Source organism: Leeuwenhoekiella sp. CH_XMU1409-2 (genome assembly GCF_037029365.1).
Taxonomy (GTDB): Bacteria; Bacteroidota; Bacteroidia; order Flavobacteriales; family Flavobacteriaceae; genus Leeuwenhoekiella; species Leeuwenhoekiella blandensis.
Genome location: NZ_JAYMEI010000014.1, coordinates 1 through 16,042, shown reverse-complemented (window position 1 = coordinate 16,042; position 16,042 = coordinate 1). Strand labels below are relative to the sequence as shown.

General features: G+C 39.6%; 11 protein-coding genes. 9 read left to right on the top strand and 2 right to left on the bottom strand.

What is annotated here, in order from left to right:
* Nucleotides 1–226: 226 nt before the first annotated feature.
* From WA338_RS14260 to WA338_RS14245, 4 genes are all read left to right on the top strand, one after another.
* Nucleotides 227–4,585, top strand: coding sequence for a translocation/assembly module TamB domain-containing protein (locus WA338_RS14260; protein ID WP_272984653.1), 4,359 nt, complete (start codon nt 227–229; stop codon nt 4,583–4,585).
* Between the two features lie 220 nt (nt 4,586–4,805).
* Nucleotides 4,806–5,792 (top strand): 6-phosphofructokinase, encoded by a 987-nt coding sequence (gene pfkA / locus WA338_RS14255; protein ID WP_009779411.1) that lies wholly within the window; start codon nt 4,806–4,808, stop codon nt 5,790–5,792.
* 29 nt (nt 5,793–5,821) lie between these two features.
* Complete coding sequence (gene gap / locus WA338_RS14250) at nt 5,822–6,823, top strand: type I glyceraldehyde-3-phosphate dehydrogenase (protein WP_009779412.1); 1,002 nt, start codon at nt 5,822–5,824, stop codon at nt 6,821–6,823.
* 70 nt (nt 6,824–6,893) lie between these two features.
* Nucleotides 6,894–7,754, top strand: coding sequence for a BadF/BadG/BcrA/BcrD ATPase family protein (locus tag WA338_RS14245; protein ID WP_009779413.1), 861 nt, complete (start codon nt 6,894–6,896; stop codon nt 7,752–7,754).
* Between the two features lie 101 nt (nt 7,755–7,855).
* Here the strand turns inward: WA338_RS14245 and WA338_RS14240 are convergent, their stop codons facing one another.
* Nucleotides 7,856–8,236 (bottom strand): RidA family protein, encoded by a 381-nt coding sequence (locus WA338_RS14240; RefSeq protein ID WP_009779414.1) that lies wholly within the window; start codon nt 8,234–8,236, stop codon nt 7,856–7,858.
* A 23-nt stretch (nt 8,237–8,259) separates the two neighbouring features.
* A complete protein-coding gene (locus tag WA338_RS14235; RefSeq protein ID WP_009779415.1) occupies nt 8,260–11,067 on the bottom strand; it encodes a putative LPS assembly protein LptD in 2,808 nt (935 codons plus the stop codon).
* A gap of 139 nt (nt 11,068–11,206) precedes the next feature.
* Between WA338_RS14235 and WA338_RS14230 the strand changes: the two genes are divergently transcribed.
* Genes WA338_RS14230 through WA338_RS14210 form a run of 5 tightly spaced genes read left to right on the top strand, consistent with a single transcriptional unit; the run spans nt 11,207 to nt 15,953 of the window.
* Nucleotides 11,207–12,304, top strand: coding sequence for an N-acetylmuramoyl-L-alanine amidase family protein (locus WA338_RS14230; protein ID WP_009779416.1), 1,098 nt, complete (start codon nt 11,207–11,209; stop codon nt 12,302–12,304).
* A gap of 59 nt (nt 12,305–12,363) precedes the next feature.
* Nucleotides 12,364–13,314, top strand: coding sequence for an MlaD family protein (locus WA338_RS14225; RefSeq protein ID WP_009779417.1), 951 nt, complete (start codon nt 12,364–12,366; stop codon nt 13,312–13,314).
* Between the two features lie 5 nt (nt 13,315–13,319).
* A complete protein-coding gene (locus tag WA338_RS14220; protein ID WP_009779418.1) occupies nt 13,320–14,663 on the top strand; it encodes a (Fe-S)-binding protein in 1,344 nt (447 codons plus the stop codon).
* A gap of 33 nt (nt 14,664–14,696) precedes the next feature.
* Nucleotides 14,697–15,131, top strand: a complete 435-nt coding sequence (locus tag WA338_RS14215; RefSeq protein ID WP_009779419.1) for an LNS2 domain-containing protein — start codon at nt 14,697–14,699, stop codon at nt 15,129–15,131.
* 30 nt (nt 15,132–15,161) lie between these two features.
* Nucleotides 15,162–15,953, top strand: coding sequence for a (Fe-S)-binding protein (locus WA338_RS14210; protein ID WP_009779420.1), 792 nt, complete (start codon nt 15,162–15,164; stop codon nt 15,951–15,953).
* Nucleotides 15,954–16,042: the final 89 nt, after the last annotated feature.

Below are 16,042 nucleotides of genomic sequence, written 5' to 3'. Positions count from 1 at the left end.
ACAGGGATTAAATATGTTGAGGTTTATCTCAGTTATTAATTTCTAAGCAATGCAACATCAAAAAGTAATGTTTATGCTGTAAGTACACACGTACTGTTTCAATAAAATTAGACTTTAGTTTTCTGTTATGAAGCTAAAGCGGGACAAAGTTAAAACTTAAAAACGTATCAGAAAATTTAGAAAAATAATTACGCGAACCCTATTTATTTTAATAGGTGTCTTTGCATTGCTTTTAATTATTTTTTCGATTCCTGCGGTACAGACTTCGGTTGCAAAAAAGGTGACCAGCGCGCTGAACGAAACCTATGGTACGGATATTTCCATTCAAAAAATACGTTTAAAATATAACGGGAATGCGCTCATTAAAGACGTGTATATCGCAGATCATCATCAAGACACCTTGATTTATGCCGAAACGGTAGAGACAAGCTTGCTGAGCATACGTGCCTTGATCAAAAATGAAATGCCTTTAGGTGGTGTTTTTCTGGATGAGGCAAAACTCTATGTGAAAAAATATCAAGGAGAAGAAAATGATAACCTGTATATTTTTTCGCAGAAATTTAACACGGGGAAAACCGGAGGCACGCCTTTCAAATTATCTTCTTCTGAAGTTGAGATCGATCATATGCATTTCAAATTTGTCGATGAAGATCTTGACACACCAGAGGTTATAAATTATAGAGATCTGCATCTTTTAGCTGAAGACTTTGATCTTGACGATGTGACGGTTTCCGCACAGATTAAGGAGTTGAGGTTTGATGCCGACAGGGATTATCACTTGAGAGGTCTAGAAGCCGACTTTAAATACAGTCCTGACGAAATCATACTCAACGGGATGGTGCTTTCAACAGAACACTCGGTGATACGAGGAGATGTATACCTTGATACCCGTAATAATGCCTTTGAGGATTTTAATAATCGGGTGATTTTCAATATTGATTTTGAGCCAAGCGAAATTTCAACTACAGATTTACAAGCGTTCTATGCTGAATTTGGTGCAGGAGAGAAAATAATGCTTTCCGGGATAATGCAGGGAACGTTGAATGATTTTAGAGTAACCAATTTTGATTTAGCGGGGTTCAATACCAGTAGAGTGCAAGGTGACGTGAAGTTTGAACAACTTCTTAGTGATGTTAATGCTTTTAATATTGAAGGAAACTACCGGCAGTTAAAAACGAGTTATCTTGACCTGACGGCCTTACTTCCCAACATTTTGGGAAATAACCTGCCTAAAGAATTGGTGCGGTTAGGAACTGTAGATCTTAATGGTGTACTTAACGTCACCGAAAACACGGTCTATGTCAAAAGCAATATTCAAACAGATCTTGGATTTCTGGAAACCGATATTGATCTGCGAAACACTCAAAATATTCAAAACGCATCTTATGTAGGGATGTTGCGCGGAGAGTCTTTTAATATGGGGCGCTTATTAAAGGTTCCTAAGTTGAAGAACATTACTTTTAATGTACGTGTAAACGGGGCTGGAGTTAAAGCTGAAACTTTGGATACAAGAGTAGAGGGGCTTATTAGCTCTGCAACCTATAATAACTATACGTATCGCGGAATAACTGTAGCCGGTAATTTGCAAAACCCCAATTTTGACGGTCGCCTTACGGTAAGAGATCCTAATGCAAATTTTACTTTTGACGGTCTTATAGATGTTTCAGATGAAATACACACTTATGATTTTACCGCAGAGATTGACCATATCGATTTAGGAAAGCTCAATTTCTTACAAGATACTTCAGCAGTTTTAAAAGGAAAAGTGGTGATGGATATGCGAGGTACTAACATCGATGATACAGGTGGTGTGATCGCTTTTACCGAAGCAAGCTTTGAAAATTCAAATGATCTGTATGAATTTCAGGATTTTGTGATCACTTCAGGATTTAGACGTGGCATACGCACGATCACGATGAATTCACCAGATATTATTTCGGGACAGGTTTCAGGAGTGTTTAAAATAGGAGATCTAAAAGCCTTATTTCAAAATGCAGTAGGAAGTTTGTATACCAATTATGAGCCGCGAAAAATCACTGAAAATCAGTTTATGGATTTCAATATTCAGATTTACAGTAAGATTGTTGAGGTTTTGGTCCCTGATATCGAATTAGAGCCCGATACCTTTGTGCGGGGTAGTGTGGTTTCAGATGATTCAGAATTTAAGCTAACCTTCAGATCACCGCGCATAAAAGCTTTTGGAGTTTTAGCCGAAGCAATAAACGTACGCGTAGATAATAAAAATCCGCTCTTCAATGCGTACGTAGAGGCAGATAGTATTGGTACAGGAATTTATGGCGTGAGTGATTTCAATTTGATCAATGTAACCTTAAAGGATACACTCTTTATACGTTCAGAATTTAAAGGAGGTCCGCAAAAGCAGGATAATTATGACTTGAGTTTTTACCATACGATCAACGAAGAGAATAATTCGGTAATTGGATTTAAACGCAGTAGTCTCAAATTTAAAAATAACGAGTGGTTTTTAAATGAGACAGATAATAAGGATAACAAGCTTGTTTTTGATAACAACTTTTTAGATTGGGAACTTAAAGAATTGGTCTTGTCTCACGAAGAGGAGCGCATTTCTTTAAAAGGTGCTGTTAAAGACAGTACCTATAAGGATATAAAAACAAATTTTGAGAATGTACGCTTATCTCACATCACACCTTATATAGACAGTTTAGACTTGCGTGGTTTAGTGAATGGGAATCTGGATATCCTTCAAAAGGAAGGCGTGTATTTGCCCAATAGCTCTGTAAATATTGCAAACTTCACCATTAATGATATATTGATGGGCGACTTGGATTTGGCGGTTGAAGGCGATGAAAGTCTAACCAATTATCAAATAGACACCCATTTAAATAACGATAATACCGAAGTCCTTTCGGCATTAGGAACGATTAACGTCGCGGCAGAAAACCCGGCGATAGATCTTGATGTGCAGCTGCGTAAATTAAATATGAAAGCATTTAGTCCGTTGGGAGGCGACGTGATCTCAAAAATTCGTGGCTTGGCTAGTGGTCGCGCCCGCGTGACGGGCGACTATCGCAATCCGGATATTGATGGCGAAATTTTATTGCGCGAGGCCGGTTTGGGGATTCCCTATTTAAATACCGACTATGACTTTAGAGGTACAGCTCGGGTAACCCTCGACAATCAGGAATTTCGGTTTGGTTCTGTTGCATTGGTAGATACCAAGTATAAAACAACCGGAACCTTGAGCGGTACTATAAGTCATCAATACTTTAGAGATTGGGATTTAGACCTGGATGTCAATACAAACCGACTTGTTGTTCTAGATACAGAACCCGACGACTTTGCCTTGTATTATGGTACGGCTTTCATTAGCGGAGAAGCCAGTCTTACCGGTCCTACAGATGAACTCGTGATCGACGTGACAGCGACTACCGAAGAAGGAACCGTCTTTAAAATTCCGCTGAGTGATACAGAATCTTTTGGCGACAACAGCAATATTTACTTTCTAAGTCCCGAAGAAAAGCAGGCGCGCCTGGAAGGTGAAGAAGTGGTTATTGAAGAAATAAAAGGGCTCGAGTTAAATTTTGATCTTGAAGTTACACGCGATGCTGAAGTAGAGATCGTTGTGGATGAGGTAAACGGAAGTACTTTAAAAGGACGCGGAGCAGGGTATTTGCTTATACAGATCAATACCAACGGTAAGTTCAATATGTTTGGTGACTTTACACCGTACTCAGGGACTTACAACTTTAGATATAGTGGAGTTGTGCAGAAACAATTTAATATTCTGCCGGAAGGTAAAATAAGTTGGGACGGAAATCCTACAGAAGCCTTGCTTGATATCAGTGCAGTCTATAATACACAAGCAAACCCATCGATCTTGCTTGAAAATCCTTCCATTAACCGAAAGATTCCGGTGGATGTGATCATCAATTTGGACGGCGAACTCGTACAGCCGGAAATCACCTTTGATTTTGAATTCCCGAATACGAGCTCTATCGTAACTTCAGAGCTGGCTTATCGTCTTGACAACAGAGCCACTCGAGAGCTTCAGGCATTTTCATTAGTTACACAAGGGGCGTTTTTTAGCCAGAGCGGTATAGATGCGCAATCTGCAGCCTACGGAAACCTGATAGAAACCGCTTCGGGCATTTTTAATGATCTACTATCTGATGAGGATGGTAAATTTAATGTAGGACTAGATTATGTGCAGGCCGATAATCGTCCAGATTTACAAACTTCAGGGCGTTTTGGTTTTACGCTTTCTACCCAAATTTCAAAGAAAGTATTGATCAATGGTAAAGTGGGTGTACCTGTGGGAGGCATCAGCGAGCAAGCGGTTGTGGGTGATGTTGAGGTGAATTTCCTATTGAATGAAGACGGAAGTCTGCGGGCCACCATTTTCAACCGCCAGACAGACATTCAATTTGTAGCTCGAAACAACGAAGGCTATACGCAAGGTGCAGGATTATCTTATTCGGTAGACTTTAATACCTTTAAAGAACTGATTCAAAAAGTTTTTAAGGGTAAAGCTCGGGAGGTCGAAGAAGAAATCAAGGTTATTCAACCAGATTCTGAAATTCCCTACAACGGTTTCGAGCAATAGGTAGATTTTAAATTCTTTTGAGAATATGATATTTTGAGGATATCTAAATTTTTAATCTACTAAAAACAGCCTATTTAGATTATAAATACCCCAAATTTATCCACTTTTAAAAAATAGTTGTTAACGATAACGATTGAAATTGCGAAAGCCACGAATTTCATTAAGAATGGCTTAGGAATATGCAATTCAATTGCTATTTTTACTTCTCATTCAACAGTAAATGGCACAAAAAATTAGAAAAATCGGAGTTTTAACTTCTGGTGGAGATTCCCCTGGAATGAATGCAGCCGTACGTGCAGTAGTACGTACCTGTGCATATCATAAAATAGATTGCGTAGGTGTTTACCGTGGGTATGAGGGATTGATTGATGGAGATTTTGAACCTATGGATGCGCGAAGCGTACGCGATATCATTAATAGAGGTGGTACAATGCTTAAATCGGCACGCTCTGACCGATTTAGAACACCCGAAGGTAGAAAAATTGCCTTTGATAATTTAAAAGAGAACAATATTGACGGCCTTGTCGTTATTGGAGGAGACGGTACTTTTACCGGTGGTCTTATCTTTAATAAAGAATACAACTTTCCTATAATGGGAATCCCCGGTACTATTGATAATGATATTAGTGGTACAGATAAAACTTTAGGCTACGATACAGCATTAAATACTGCGGTAGAGGCTATCGATAAAATACGCGATACAGCGAGTTCGCACAACCGTTTATTCTTTGTAGAGGTGATGGGGCGTGATGTAGGCCATATTGCACTTAACGCAGGTGTCGGAGCAGGGGCAGAAGAGATTTTGATCCCTGAAGAGAATTTAGGTTTAGATCGTCTTTTAGAATCTTTATTACGCAGTAAAGCCAGTGGTAAAACTTCTAGTATCGTGGTAGTAGCTGAAGGAGATAAGACCGGGAAAAATGTATTTGAACTCAAAGATTACGTAGATGAAAACCTTGAAGGTTACGATGTACGTGTCGCGGTTTTGGGGCATATGCAACGTGGAGGTTCTCCAAGTTGTTACGATCGTGTTTTGGCTAGTAGAATGGGCGTAAAAGCTGTAGAATCACTTTTAGCCGGAGAAAGCAACTACATGGTAGGAATTCAACACGAGAAGATGGAGCTCTACCCGATTGAGAAAGCGATCAAAGGAAAAACGCATATAAATAAAGAACTCGTTCGTGTGTCTGAAATAATGACCACATAATTAGTAATACAAATCAAATAGTAAATACAATGGGAAATTTAAAATTAGGTATTAATGGTTTTGGCCGTATAGGTCGTATCGTTTTTAGAGCAACTGTAAAACGTGATAACGTAGACGTTGTGGCGATTAATGACTTATTAGACGTTGAGCACCTTGCATACCTTTTAAAATACGACTCAGTACATGGTAATTTTGATGGTACTGTTGAGGTAAAAGATGGTAATCTTGTGGTAGATGGTAAAACAGTACGTATTACCGCAGAGCGTGACCCTAAAAACCTTAAGTGGGATGAAGTAGGAGCAGATGTTGTTGCAGAATGTACAGGTATCTTTACTTCTATGGAAACTGCAGATTATCACCTGCAAGCAGGTGCTAAGAAAGTTGTGATCTCTGCACCGTCTAAAGACGTGCCTATGTTTGTTATGGGTGTAAACCACAAAGACGTAACTGCTGATAACAATATCGTTTCTAATGCTTCTTGTACAACAAACTGTCTTGCTCCATTAGCAAAAGTGCTTAACGACGCATACGGAATTGAAGAGGCTTTAATGACAACTGTTCACGCAACTACAGCAACTCAAATGACTGTAGACGGTCCTTCTAAGAAAGACTGGAGAGGTGGTCGTTCTGCATTAGCAAACATCATTCCTGCAAGTACTGGTGCTGCAGTAGCAGTAACTAAAGTAATTCCTGAATTAAAAGGAAAACTTACCGGTATGGCATTCCGTGTTCCTACTCCAGATGTATCTGTAGTAGATTTAACGGTAAAACTTTCTAAAGATACGAGCTATGAAGACATCAAGAAGACCTTTAAGGCAGCTTCTGAAGGTGAAATGGCTGGTGTATTAGGTTATACTGAAGAAGCAGTAGTTTCTCAGGACTTTGTAAGTGATCCACGTACAAGTATTTTTGATGCAGGTGCTGGTATCGAATTGAATTCTAAATTCTTCAAGATCGTTTCTTGGTATGATAACGAGTTTGGATATTCAAACAAGTTAGTTGACTTAGCGGAATACGTTAATTCACTATAATCGTATTAACTGAATATATGCCCTTTAAACCTCCTCGGGTTTAAAGGGTTTTTTAAACTCTCACAAACACATGATATTATTAGTAGATAGCGGATCGACCAAAACAGACTGGATCGCATTAAATGCCGAAGGTGCAGAGATTTTTCAAACACAAACTTTTGGGCTTAACCCACAAGTGTTGTCTGCAGAAATCTTGACAGAGCGTATCATCAACAATTATGAATTGTACAAGCATCGTCACGATGTAACGCACGTTCACTTTTATGGGGCCGGTTGCGGTACTCAGAAACCCAAGGAGTTAATTCAAGGTGTATTTCAGGACTTTTTTGATAAGGCTCAGGAAATCGACATTAAAGAAGATACCTATGCCGCACTTTATGCTACTACTAAAAAAGATGAAGCTGGTATTGTTTGTATTATAGGAACAGGATCTAACTGTAGTCTTTATGATGGTGAGAATATCGAGCAGAAAGTAACTTCTTTAGGATATATTTTGATGGATGACGGAAGCGGTAACTATTTTGGTCGCCAATTGCTGCGTGATTTCCATTTCAATAAAATACCAAAGGAACTCGCTTATGAATTTGCTAAGCAGTTTGATTTAACAGCAGAAAGTATAAAGAACCATTTATACAAAATGCCTAACCCAAACACCTATTTAGCACAGTTTGCTCGTTTTGTGATTACCAATAAAGATCACGATTACTGTAAAAAACTAATACGCAAAGGGTTTAAATTATTTATAGAGCATCAAATTCTTCAGTTTGATAACGCTAGAGAAATTCCTGTTCACTTTGTAGGATCGATTGCATTCTATCTACAAAGCGAACTCAAAGAGCTTCTTGAAGAATACGATCTTAAAATAGGAAAAGTATTGAAGCGTCCTATCGAAGGTTTGGTAGCTTATCACAAAAATTATATGATGGTGTAATGCACTATCATTACTCAATAAAAAAAGCCTGAAAGTTTTCTTTCAGGCTTTTTTTATGGGCTACTGCCAAATATTTGATATACGTGTTTTTTCCTCTTGTGTTATTTGATCGCGATCATTGAGATCTCCACATTTACAAATTTTGGAAGGTTTGCAACTTCTACAGTCTCACGCGCAGGAGCTGTTTCTTCATTAAAGAAGGTTCCATAAACCTCATTTACTTGAGCAAAGCTGTTCATGTCGCTTAAAAAGATCGAGCTTTTAACCACGTTTTCAAAAGTAAGTCCGGCTTCGGTTAAAATAGCTTCTAAATTTTGCATTACCATTTTGGTTTCCGCAGCAATATCCCCGCTTACAAGTTCGCCGGTTTTAGGATCTAATGGAATTTGACCGCTTACAAAAAGCGTATCGCCTGCAAAAACCGCTTGATTATAAGGTCCTATGGGTGCCGGAGCGTTGGTTGTGCTGATAATTTTTTTCATCGTATTTGGTTTTTTAGATTGGTTTAAAGTTGTTGGTCTGGCGTACGGCGCTGCTCGTATTTGAGGTCGCTCAACACGCTAGATTTGATTCCTATAAAGAAGTTCCAAGATGCATAGGTGCCAAAGGGTGTCCAGGCAAACGTCATATTAAAACTCTCTAAATCCCGAGCAAAACGCAATTGCGTAGGAGTGAATTTGCCTGTGGTCAGGTCAATACCCGATGAAGCTCCTACAAACCATTTTTCGCCCAATTCTACATCACCACTAAAGTTGATCGCGTGCGAAGTGATCGCATTTTGGCGTGCCGCATTCCCATAATTCACATTATAATTCACACGTAAATTCCAAGGGATGGTGTAGTTGTAAAGTTCTTGATTTTCATCAGGGTCTTCATCTGCACCTTCGGTATCGTTAAATTTATTCTGAAGCTGCCTGCTGTCTTCACCAAGGAGGTTATCGCGCCTCCCGCCGTTACGGGCTGTTTGCGTGTCTTCTCCTTCACGGTCATCATTTTCCTTTCCAAAGCTTTTACTGCTGAAGGAATAGCCAAAGTTGGCACTCGCATTGGTAAGTCTAAATAAGCTTCCGCCGTTGGCGATATTCAGTTTGTCAATACGTCTGTTATTGTTATTTAGCGCATAAGGGTCAAGGATCATATTAAAATTGACACTTAATTTGCTTTGAATAATAGGAATGGTACCACGCACTGATACCGGACTCAATTTTAGACTGTCTGCCAGAAAGTTATAATTTGTCGAGATCGCCAAGTTGCTGATGAGGTCGATCTTTTTGGGTTCTACAGCCGTACTGTCTTTGTCTCGTACTTTGGCCTCAACGGTGTTATTGATGCTTAAACTTACTCCACTAGAGCTAAAATTACTTGGAGCACCATAAAAACCACCTTCAAATCGAGAATAGCTTACCTCACGGGTTAAATTTCCATTGGGGTTGTTGAGTTCGGACGCGAGAAACGTCTCGTAATATTGATCAAAACCCGGGTTGTAATTAAAAGAAAGCGAAGGCTTCATCGTATGCCGTATGGCTTGTATTTTTTTATCGTCGCCGAAGTTAGCCTGCCCGTAAACCGTGGTACCTACGCTGGTGCTAAAATTATAAGTTGTAAAACGATCAAAACCACCTATGGTATCTTGCACAATTTCGCGTAGCGTAGGATCAAAACGCTGATCGATAGTTTCAAAAACCCAGCTTTCCTGAACGTTTGTACTTGCCGAAACACTAAAGTGCTTGAACAGTTTAAAGTTGGTAGTGATAGGGATACTATGGCGTACGCCTAACTCAGCATCTCTAAACATTTGCGGTGTAAAAAATAAACTATCTGTGGTTTCAAAGCGGTTTTCGCCGCTCATACTGTAGTTGAAATTTATATTTTGAAAAAAGCCCTTTTTGCTGCCTGAAGAAGGTGCGAAAGGGTAAATTCGATCTACGTTAAGCTGTACACTGGGCAAGGTCATATTAATTGCTTGCGTTCGGGTGTTTTGAGAATGTCGTGCGGTTAACGCCAGATTGACCTGCGGAACCGTTTGAAAGGTTTTAGAATAAGAAACCGAAGAGCTCAAAGTATTTGTTAATCTACTCGCTGTGTTATCGATGTTTGTAGATTGCTGGAAATAATTGCTACTTCCCAAGTTTACCGAAGCAGAAAAACGCGAATTAGGACTCGCCTTGGTATCCTGACTATGTGACCACTGAATGTTATAGGTGTTGGTTTCAGAGAAGTCGGGTAAACCGCGCTCACTGTTGAGCAGGCGTTCAAAACGAATGTTCACGTTTCCGCTAAAGCTGTAGCGCTTCCTGTAACTGCTGGCTGCCCGTAAGGCGTAGCTTCCGTTAGTATAATAATCTCCTGTTAAGGTGAGATCCATATAATCGTTTACCGCAAAATAATATCCCCCGTTCTGCAGGAAATAGCCACGCTCATTATTCTCCCCGGGAGAAGGCATAATAAATCCCGAAACGCTGGTTTCTTTTTCCATAGGGAAATAAGAAAACGGTACTCCTAAGGGTATGGGAACATCATATACGAACATGTTCACAAGACCGGTGACAATCTTTTTGTTGGGTACAAATTTTACTTTGCGCGCATAAAAATAATATTCGGGGTCGTCTTCATTTTCACTGGTGGTGAAGCGCACATTTTTCATGAACACTACAGAGTCGTTCACCCGTTTACTTACTTCATTTTTAATATAAAATTCTTGCTGCTGTGTACGCGAACCGTAAATAAGCGCTTTTTCGGTCTTGAAATTATATTTGATCGAATCGGGTTCTACGGTATTTGGGCCTTGAACAAAAACAGGCGGCTGGTTATAACCCGTAGAATCGGTTATTCCTTTAGCAAAAACCGTGTTGGTATTGTTGTCTACAATTATTTGACCGGCCGTGATGGTAATATCGGTATAAGCAACCTTTGCCTCATTGTAGAGATAAAGCTTATTCTCGCGGCGGTCAAAAGTAGAATAGTCTGTGGCGCTGTATTTTACAATATCGGTAAGCGCCTCGCGAGGAGCTGCGATACTATCTTTTAGCGTACTATCTTGTTGCTGTTCTGTAACTTGTTCGGGAAGTAAAGACCCGGTAGGCTTGAGTCGGTTGTCTATGTTTGCCGTGTCTGCAGGGATCGTTTTTAAAGTATTAATCGGTAGGTCTTGAGCCCACAAAGACCCATAGCAAATAAGGCTTAAGCCTAAAATGAGCAGTACGGAAAGGATCTTTGTTTGCAATGGGATTAATACTATTTTTGTAAATGTAAGGGCAAATTTCAAAGTGCCAAAATTACATCTATTTTTTAGAAGCCCTAAAGTAATGCGCATTAAATCTGTGCGCTTAAAACTTTAGTGATGTTCTAATTTTTTTGATTTTTGATGAATGATAAAATCTAAAGCGCTACCTATAATTTAATCTGGCCTGCAATTTGCAAAATACAAGGTGGTTTTAAGACGTTACCCAAATATGAGAACGACAACAATCTATATATTAGTATTTTTAATTACACTTCCTTTTCAGCGAGCTTTAGCTAATCTTAAGCCTGTTGACTCTAAGCGATTTGTAGTGGTGATAGACGCCGGACACGGTGGTAAAGATCCGGGTAAAAATGCACGAGGAGCAATCCTTGAAAAAGATATTGCGCTTAAAATCGCATTGCTTATAGGCGAAGAATTGCAAAAACAAAAAGATATAGAAATCGTTTATACGCGTAAAACCGATGTGTTTGTTGAATTGGATGAACGTGGTGCGATTGCTAACAGAGCGGAAGCAGATTTGTTTATTTCGGTGCATTGTAACGCGCATAATTCACAGGCTTCAGGAGCCGAAACCTATGTTTTAGGATTGCACCGAAACAAAACCAATTTTGAAGTAGCAAAGGCCGAAAACGAGGTGATCTATCTGGAGGACAACTACGAGGAGAAATATGCACAGTATAATTTAAATTCTCCCGAATCACTTATCGGGTTGACCTTGATGCAGGAAGAATTTCTAGATCAGAGTATTCAGCTTGCGAGTTATGTGCAAGATAATTTCCGTCAGAAATTGCACCGCAAAGACCGAAGCGTCAAACAGGCGGGATTTGTGGTTTTGCACCAAACCGTTATGCCTAGTATTCTTATTGAAACCGGTTTTATCACCAATACCGAAGAAGGGCGTTATCTTAATTCTTCAAAAGGTCAGCGTGATATTGCACACGCAGTAGCACAGGCGGTGGTAAAGTATAAAGAGAATGTGACCACTAATGATTTTTTAGGCGTTAAAAAAGTAGTGCCTGCAGTAGAGGTAAACGATGTGGTGGTTAAAGATGCCATTTTCAAAGTACAAATAGCGGCTAGTAGCAGAAGTTTAGAAACAAAGCCTTATAACTTTAAAGGCTTGCGAGGTATTCAGCGCAGTAAAGAAGGCAAGCTTTATAAATACTACTACGGCGACACTTCAAATTATACCGAAATAGAACGTATGCTTCGGGAAGCCAAGGCTAAAGGTTATACTACGGCATACATTGTGGCCTTCAAAAATGGAATCAAGCAAAACGCTAATGATTTTATAAATAAAAGTTAGGGCGTAAAGCCTTAATAGAATTTATTCCTAAATTTGAGGCTCATCAAAAAAAAATTACATTGAACATTTCTAGAGAAGTAAAAACAGGACTTCTGGCGGTAGTGGCCATAGCTCTGCTGATCTTCGGTTACAGTTTTTTAAAAGGGAATAATCTTTTAAATAACGACCGTACATATTATGCCATCTACGATAACGTAGAAGGCTTATCACCGGGTTCAAATGTCACAATAAATGGCCTTGTAGTAGGTAAGGTATTGTCTATAGATTTTGCAGATTCAAGAGGAGACTTGCTGGTCACTTTTAATGTTCAGAATGATTTTCAGTTCTCAACAAGTAGTAAAGCTCAAATTTATGGTGGCGGACTCATAGGCGGTAAAAACCTGTCTATTGTTCCGGATTATGAGCGAGGTGAAACTGCACAATCAGGAGACACGCTTGAAGGCACTATTGATGAAGGTATTTTTGAACTCGTTAATGAGCGTTTAACACCTTTACAGGCAAAAGTAGAAGAAGTGATCAATAGCACAGATTCTGTGTTGGTTGGCGTTTCTGATGTTTTAGATCAAAAAACCAGAAAGAATCTACGGGAAACGATTGCTCAAATAAGTGAAACTGCAACCAATTTTAATCAGGCTTCCCAAAATTTAAACAAACTACTTGCAGATAACGATCAAAAGCTCACCCGTACTTTTACCAATCTTGATGAGATGTCTGCCAACTTTAATAAGGTAAGCGATAGTCTTTCTAAAGTAGACATTAATGCACTTGTCTTGCGTATGGAAAGCGTGCTTGCAGACTTTGAAAGCATCTCTTCAAAAATTGAAAACGGCGAAGGAACTCTGGGACAATTCATCAACGATGACCAGATGTATAATAACCTAGAGCGTGCTACCAAGCAAATGGAAGAGTTGATGCAAGACATCAAACTTAATCCAAAACGTTACGTACACTTTTCAGTATTTGGAAAAAATCCCGGACCTTACGAAGAGCCTAAAGATTCACTTAGATAAACCTTATGCAGTATTTACCTAATATTTTGTTTGTTATTGCCCTACTGGCAGGAGTTGGTTTTTTTGTGTTCAATATCAAAAAGCTAATTCGCAACATTAAGTTAGGTCGTGAAGAAGACCGCAGTGATAACAAAGGGCAGCGGTTTAAGAACATGGCCAAGATCGCTCTGGGTCAATATAAAATGGTCGTGCGCCCGGTGAGCGGTATCATTCACGTTTTAGTGTATCTCGGCTTTATCATTATAAATATTGAAGTGCTCGAGATTATCATCGATGGGATTTTCGGTACGCATCGAATTTTTAGTTTCCTCGGAGGATTTTATGATTTCCTGATTGGAGTCTTTGAGATTTTTGCGCTTTTGGTACTAGTAGGTGTGATCATATTTTGGATCCGCCGAAACATACTTCATATCAAACGCTTCTTGAATAGAGAGATGAAAGGTTGGCCTAAGTTAGATGCGAACCTCATTCTTTATTTTGAAGTTGTACTGATGCTTTTGTTTTTAACAATGAACGCAGCAGATCTAAGCTTACAAACCAAAGGTGCCGAGCATTATGCAAGTGCAGAAGGCATCGTAGGAGCTTTCCCTGTAAGTCAGTTTATCGCACCGCTTTTTGAGAATATGAGCGTTGCATCATTAATATTAGTTGAGCGAGCGGCGTGGTGGATTCATATTTTAGGAATTCTGGTCTTTTTGAATTATTTATATTATTCTAAGCATTTACATATTCTGCTTGCTTTTCCTAATACATATTTCGCACGATTGAAACCTCAGGGACAATTTGACAATTTAGAGGCGGTTACCAATGAAGTAAAATTGATGATGGATCCTGATGCTGATCCATATGCAATGCCTGAGGAAGGTGCAGAGGAAGAGGTTCCTGCGAAGTTTGGAGCGAGTGAGGCAACAGATTTAAGTTGGGCACAATTGCTTAATGCCTACACGTGTACAGAATGTGGTAGATGTACCAGCGAATGTCCTGCCAATCAAACCGGCAAAAAATTATCTCCGCGTAGAATTATGATGGCGACGCGCGATCGTATTGAAGATATTGGTAAAAATATAGATGCTAATAAAGGAACCTTCAAAGAAGATGGTAAGCAATTATTAGATGACTATATTAGCCGAGAAGAATTATGGGCGTGCACGACCTGTAATGCTTGTGTTGAAGCTTGCCCGGTAGGTATTAATCCATTATCTATTATTATGGACATGCGTCAATACCTCGTAATGGAGCAAAGTGCTGCGCCAACAGACTTGAATAATGCGATGACCAATATCGAAAATAATGCAGCTCCTTGGCCGTTTAATCAAATGGATAGAGCCAATTGGATCAACGAGAATTAGTAAACCAACCAGTAAAATCAAAATAGAGAACTCATGAAAAAAGAGGAAGTAGACAAAATGTTAAGCGACAAGCTGCAAGACGGAGAACACGTAAGTCCGGTTTTGCCAGAAGGTGTTAAAAACTACCTCATTGACATAGACGGAACCATCACAGAAGATGTTCCTAACGAAGAGCCAGAGCGTATGGCGACCTGTAAGCCGTTTCCAGATGCTTTAGCAACTTTAAACAAGTGGTATGATGAAGGTCATATTATTTGCTTCTTTACTTCACGTACTGAAGAGCATCGCGAAGTGACCGAAAACTGGCTTAACGAGCACGGTTTCAATTATCACAGTTTGTTGATGGGGAAACCACGTGGAGGTAATTACCACTGGATAGACAATCACCTGGTACGTGCTACACGTTACAAAGGGAAGTTTACAGATCTTGTAGAGAAAGATGTAACTATTGAGGTCTTTAAAGATTAATTCTTTTAAATAAGAGCTAAAAATTAAATTATGGCAGAAGCGATCAAGGTACCTACGATGGCCGAATATATGGCTCAGGGCAAATCCCCAGAAGTTTTATTTTGGGTGGGCTGCGCCGGAAGTTTTGACGATCGTGCCAAAAAGATCACAAAGGCCTTTGTTAAACTCTTAGCAAAAGCCGAAGTTGACTTTGCAGTACTCGGTACCGAAGAAAGCTGTACAGGAGATCCTGCTAAACGTGCGGGAAATGAATTTTTGTTTCAAATGCAGGCGGTTACCAATATTGAAGTTTTGAACGGATATGAGGTAAAAAAAATCGTTACTGCATGTCCGCATTGTTTCAATACCATTGCCAATGAGTATCCTGGTTTAGGCGGAAATTATGAGGTGTTGCACCATACGCAGTTTTTAAAAGCCTTGATCAACGAGGGCCGACTTACCGTCGAAGGCGGAAAGTTTAAAGGTAAGCGTATTACTTTTCACGACCCTTGTTACTTAGCAAGGGCCAATCGTATTTACGAAGCGCCACGGGACCTTCTAAAAAAACTAGAAGTAGAACTTGTAGAGATGCGACGTTGTAAAACCAAAGGGTTTTGTTGCGGGGCAGGAGGGGCACAAATGTTTAAAGAGCCAGAACCCGGTACTCAGGATGTAAATATTGCTCGTACAGAAGAGGCGCTCGAGACCAAATCAGAAGTGATCGCCGCGGGTTGTCCATTTTGTAATACAATGATGACCGATGGTGTTAAGAATAAAGAAAAAGAAGATAGTGTACAGGTGTTAGACATCGCAGAAATGATAGCATCTGCAGAAGACTTGTAAAATATCTGTCTCTGAGTCGTCCTAAAATAGGTTGACAGTTTTTAAAAGTTTAAATCAATCCGGTGAAGCTAGCTTCACCGGATTTTTTG

What these genes read in the sequence shown, in the direction of transcription:
- pfkA (WP_009779411.1), top strand. Translation starts at nt 4,806, where the DNA reads ATGGCACAAAAAATTAGAAAAATCGGAGTTTTAACTTCTGGTGGAGAT.
- gap (WP_009779412.1), top strand. Translation starts at nt 5,822, where the DNA reads ATGGGAAATTTAAAATTAGGTATTAATGGTTTTGGCCGTATAGGTCGT.
- WA338_RS14245 (WP_009779413.1), top strand. Translation starts at nt 6,894, where the DNA reads ATGATATTATTAGTAGATAGCGGATCGACCAAAACAGACTGGATCGCA.
- WA338_RS14240 (WP_009779414.1), bottom strand. Translation starts at nt 8,236, where the DNA reads ATGAAAAAAATTATCAGCACAACCAACGCTCCGGCACCCATAGGACCT.
- WA338_RS14235 (WP_009779415.1), bottom strand. Translation starts at nt 11,067, where the DNA reads ATGCGCATTACTTTAGGGCTTCTAAAAAATAGATGTAATTTTGGCACT.
- WA338_RS14230 (WP_009779416.1), top strand. Translation starts at nt 11,207, where the DNA reads ATGAGAACGACAACAATCTATATATTAGTATTTTTAATTACACTTCCT.
- WA338_RS14220 (WP_009779418.1), top strand. Translation starts at nt 13,320, where the DNA reads ATGCAGTATTTACCTAATATTTTGTTTGTTATTGCCCTACTGGCAGGA.
- WA338_RS14215 (WP_009779419.1), top strand. Translation starts at nt 14,697, where the DNA reads ATGAAAAAAGAGGAAGTAGACAAAATGTTAAGCGACAAGCTGCAAGAC.
- WA338_RS14210 (WP_009779420.1), top strand. Translation starts at nt 15,162, where the DNA reads ATGGCAGAAGCGATCAAGGTACCTACGATGGCCGAATATATGGCTCAG.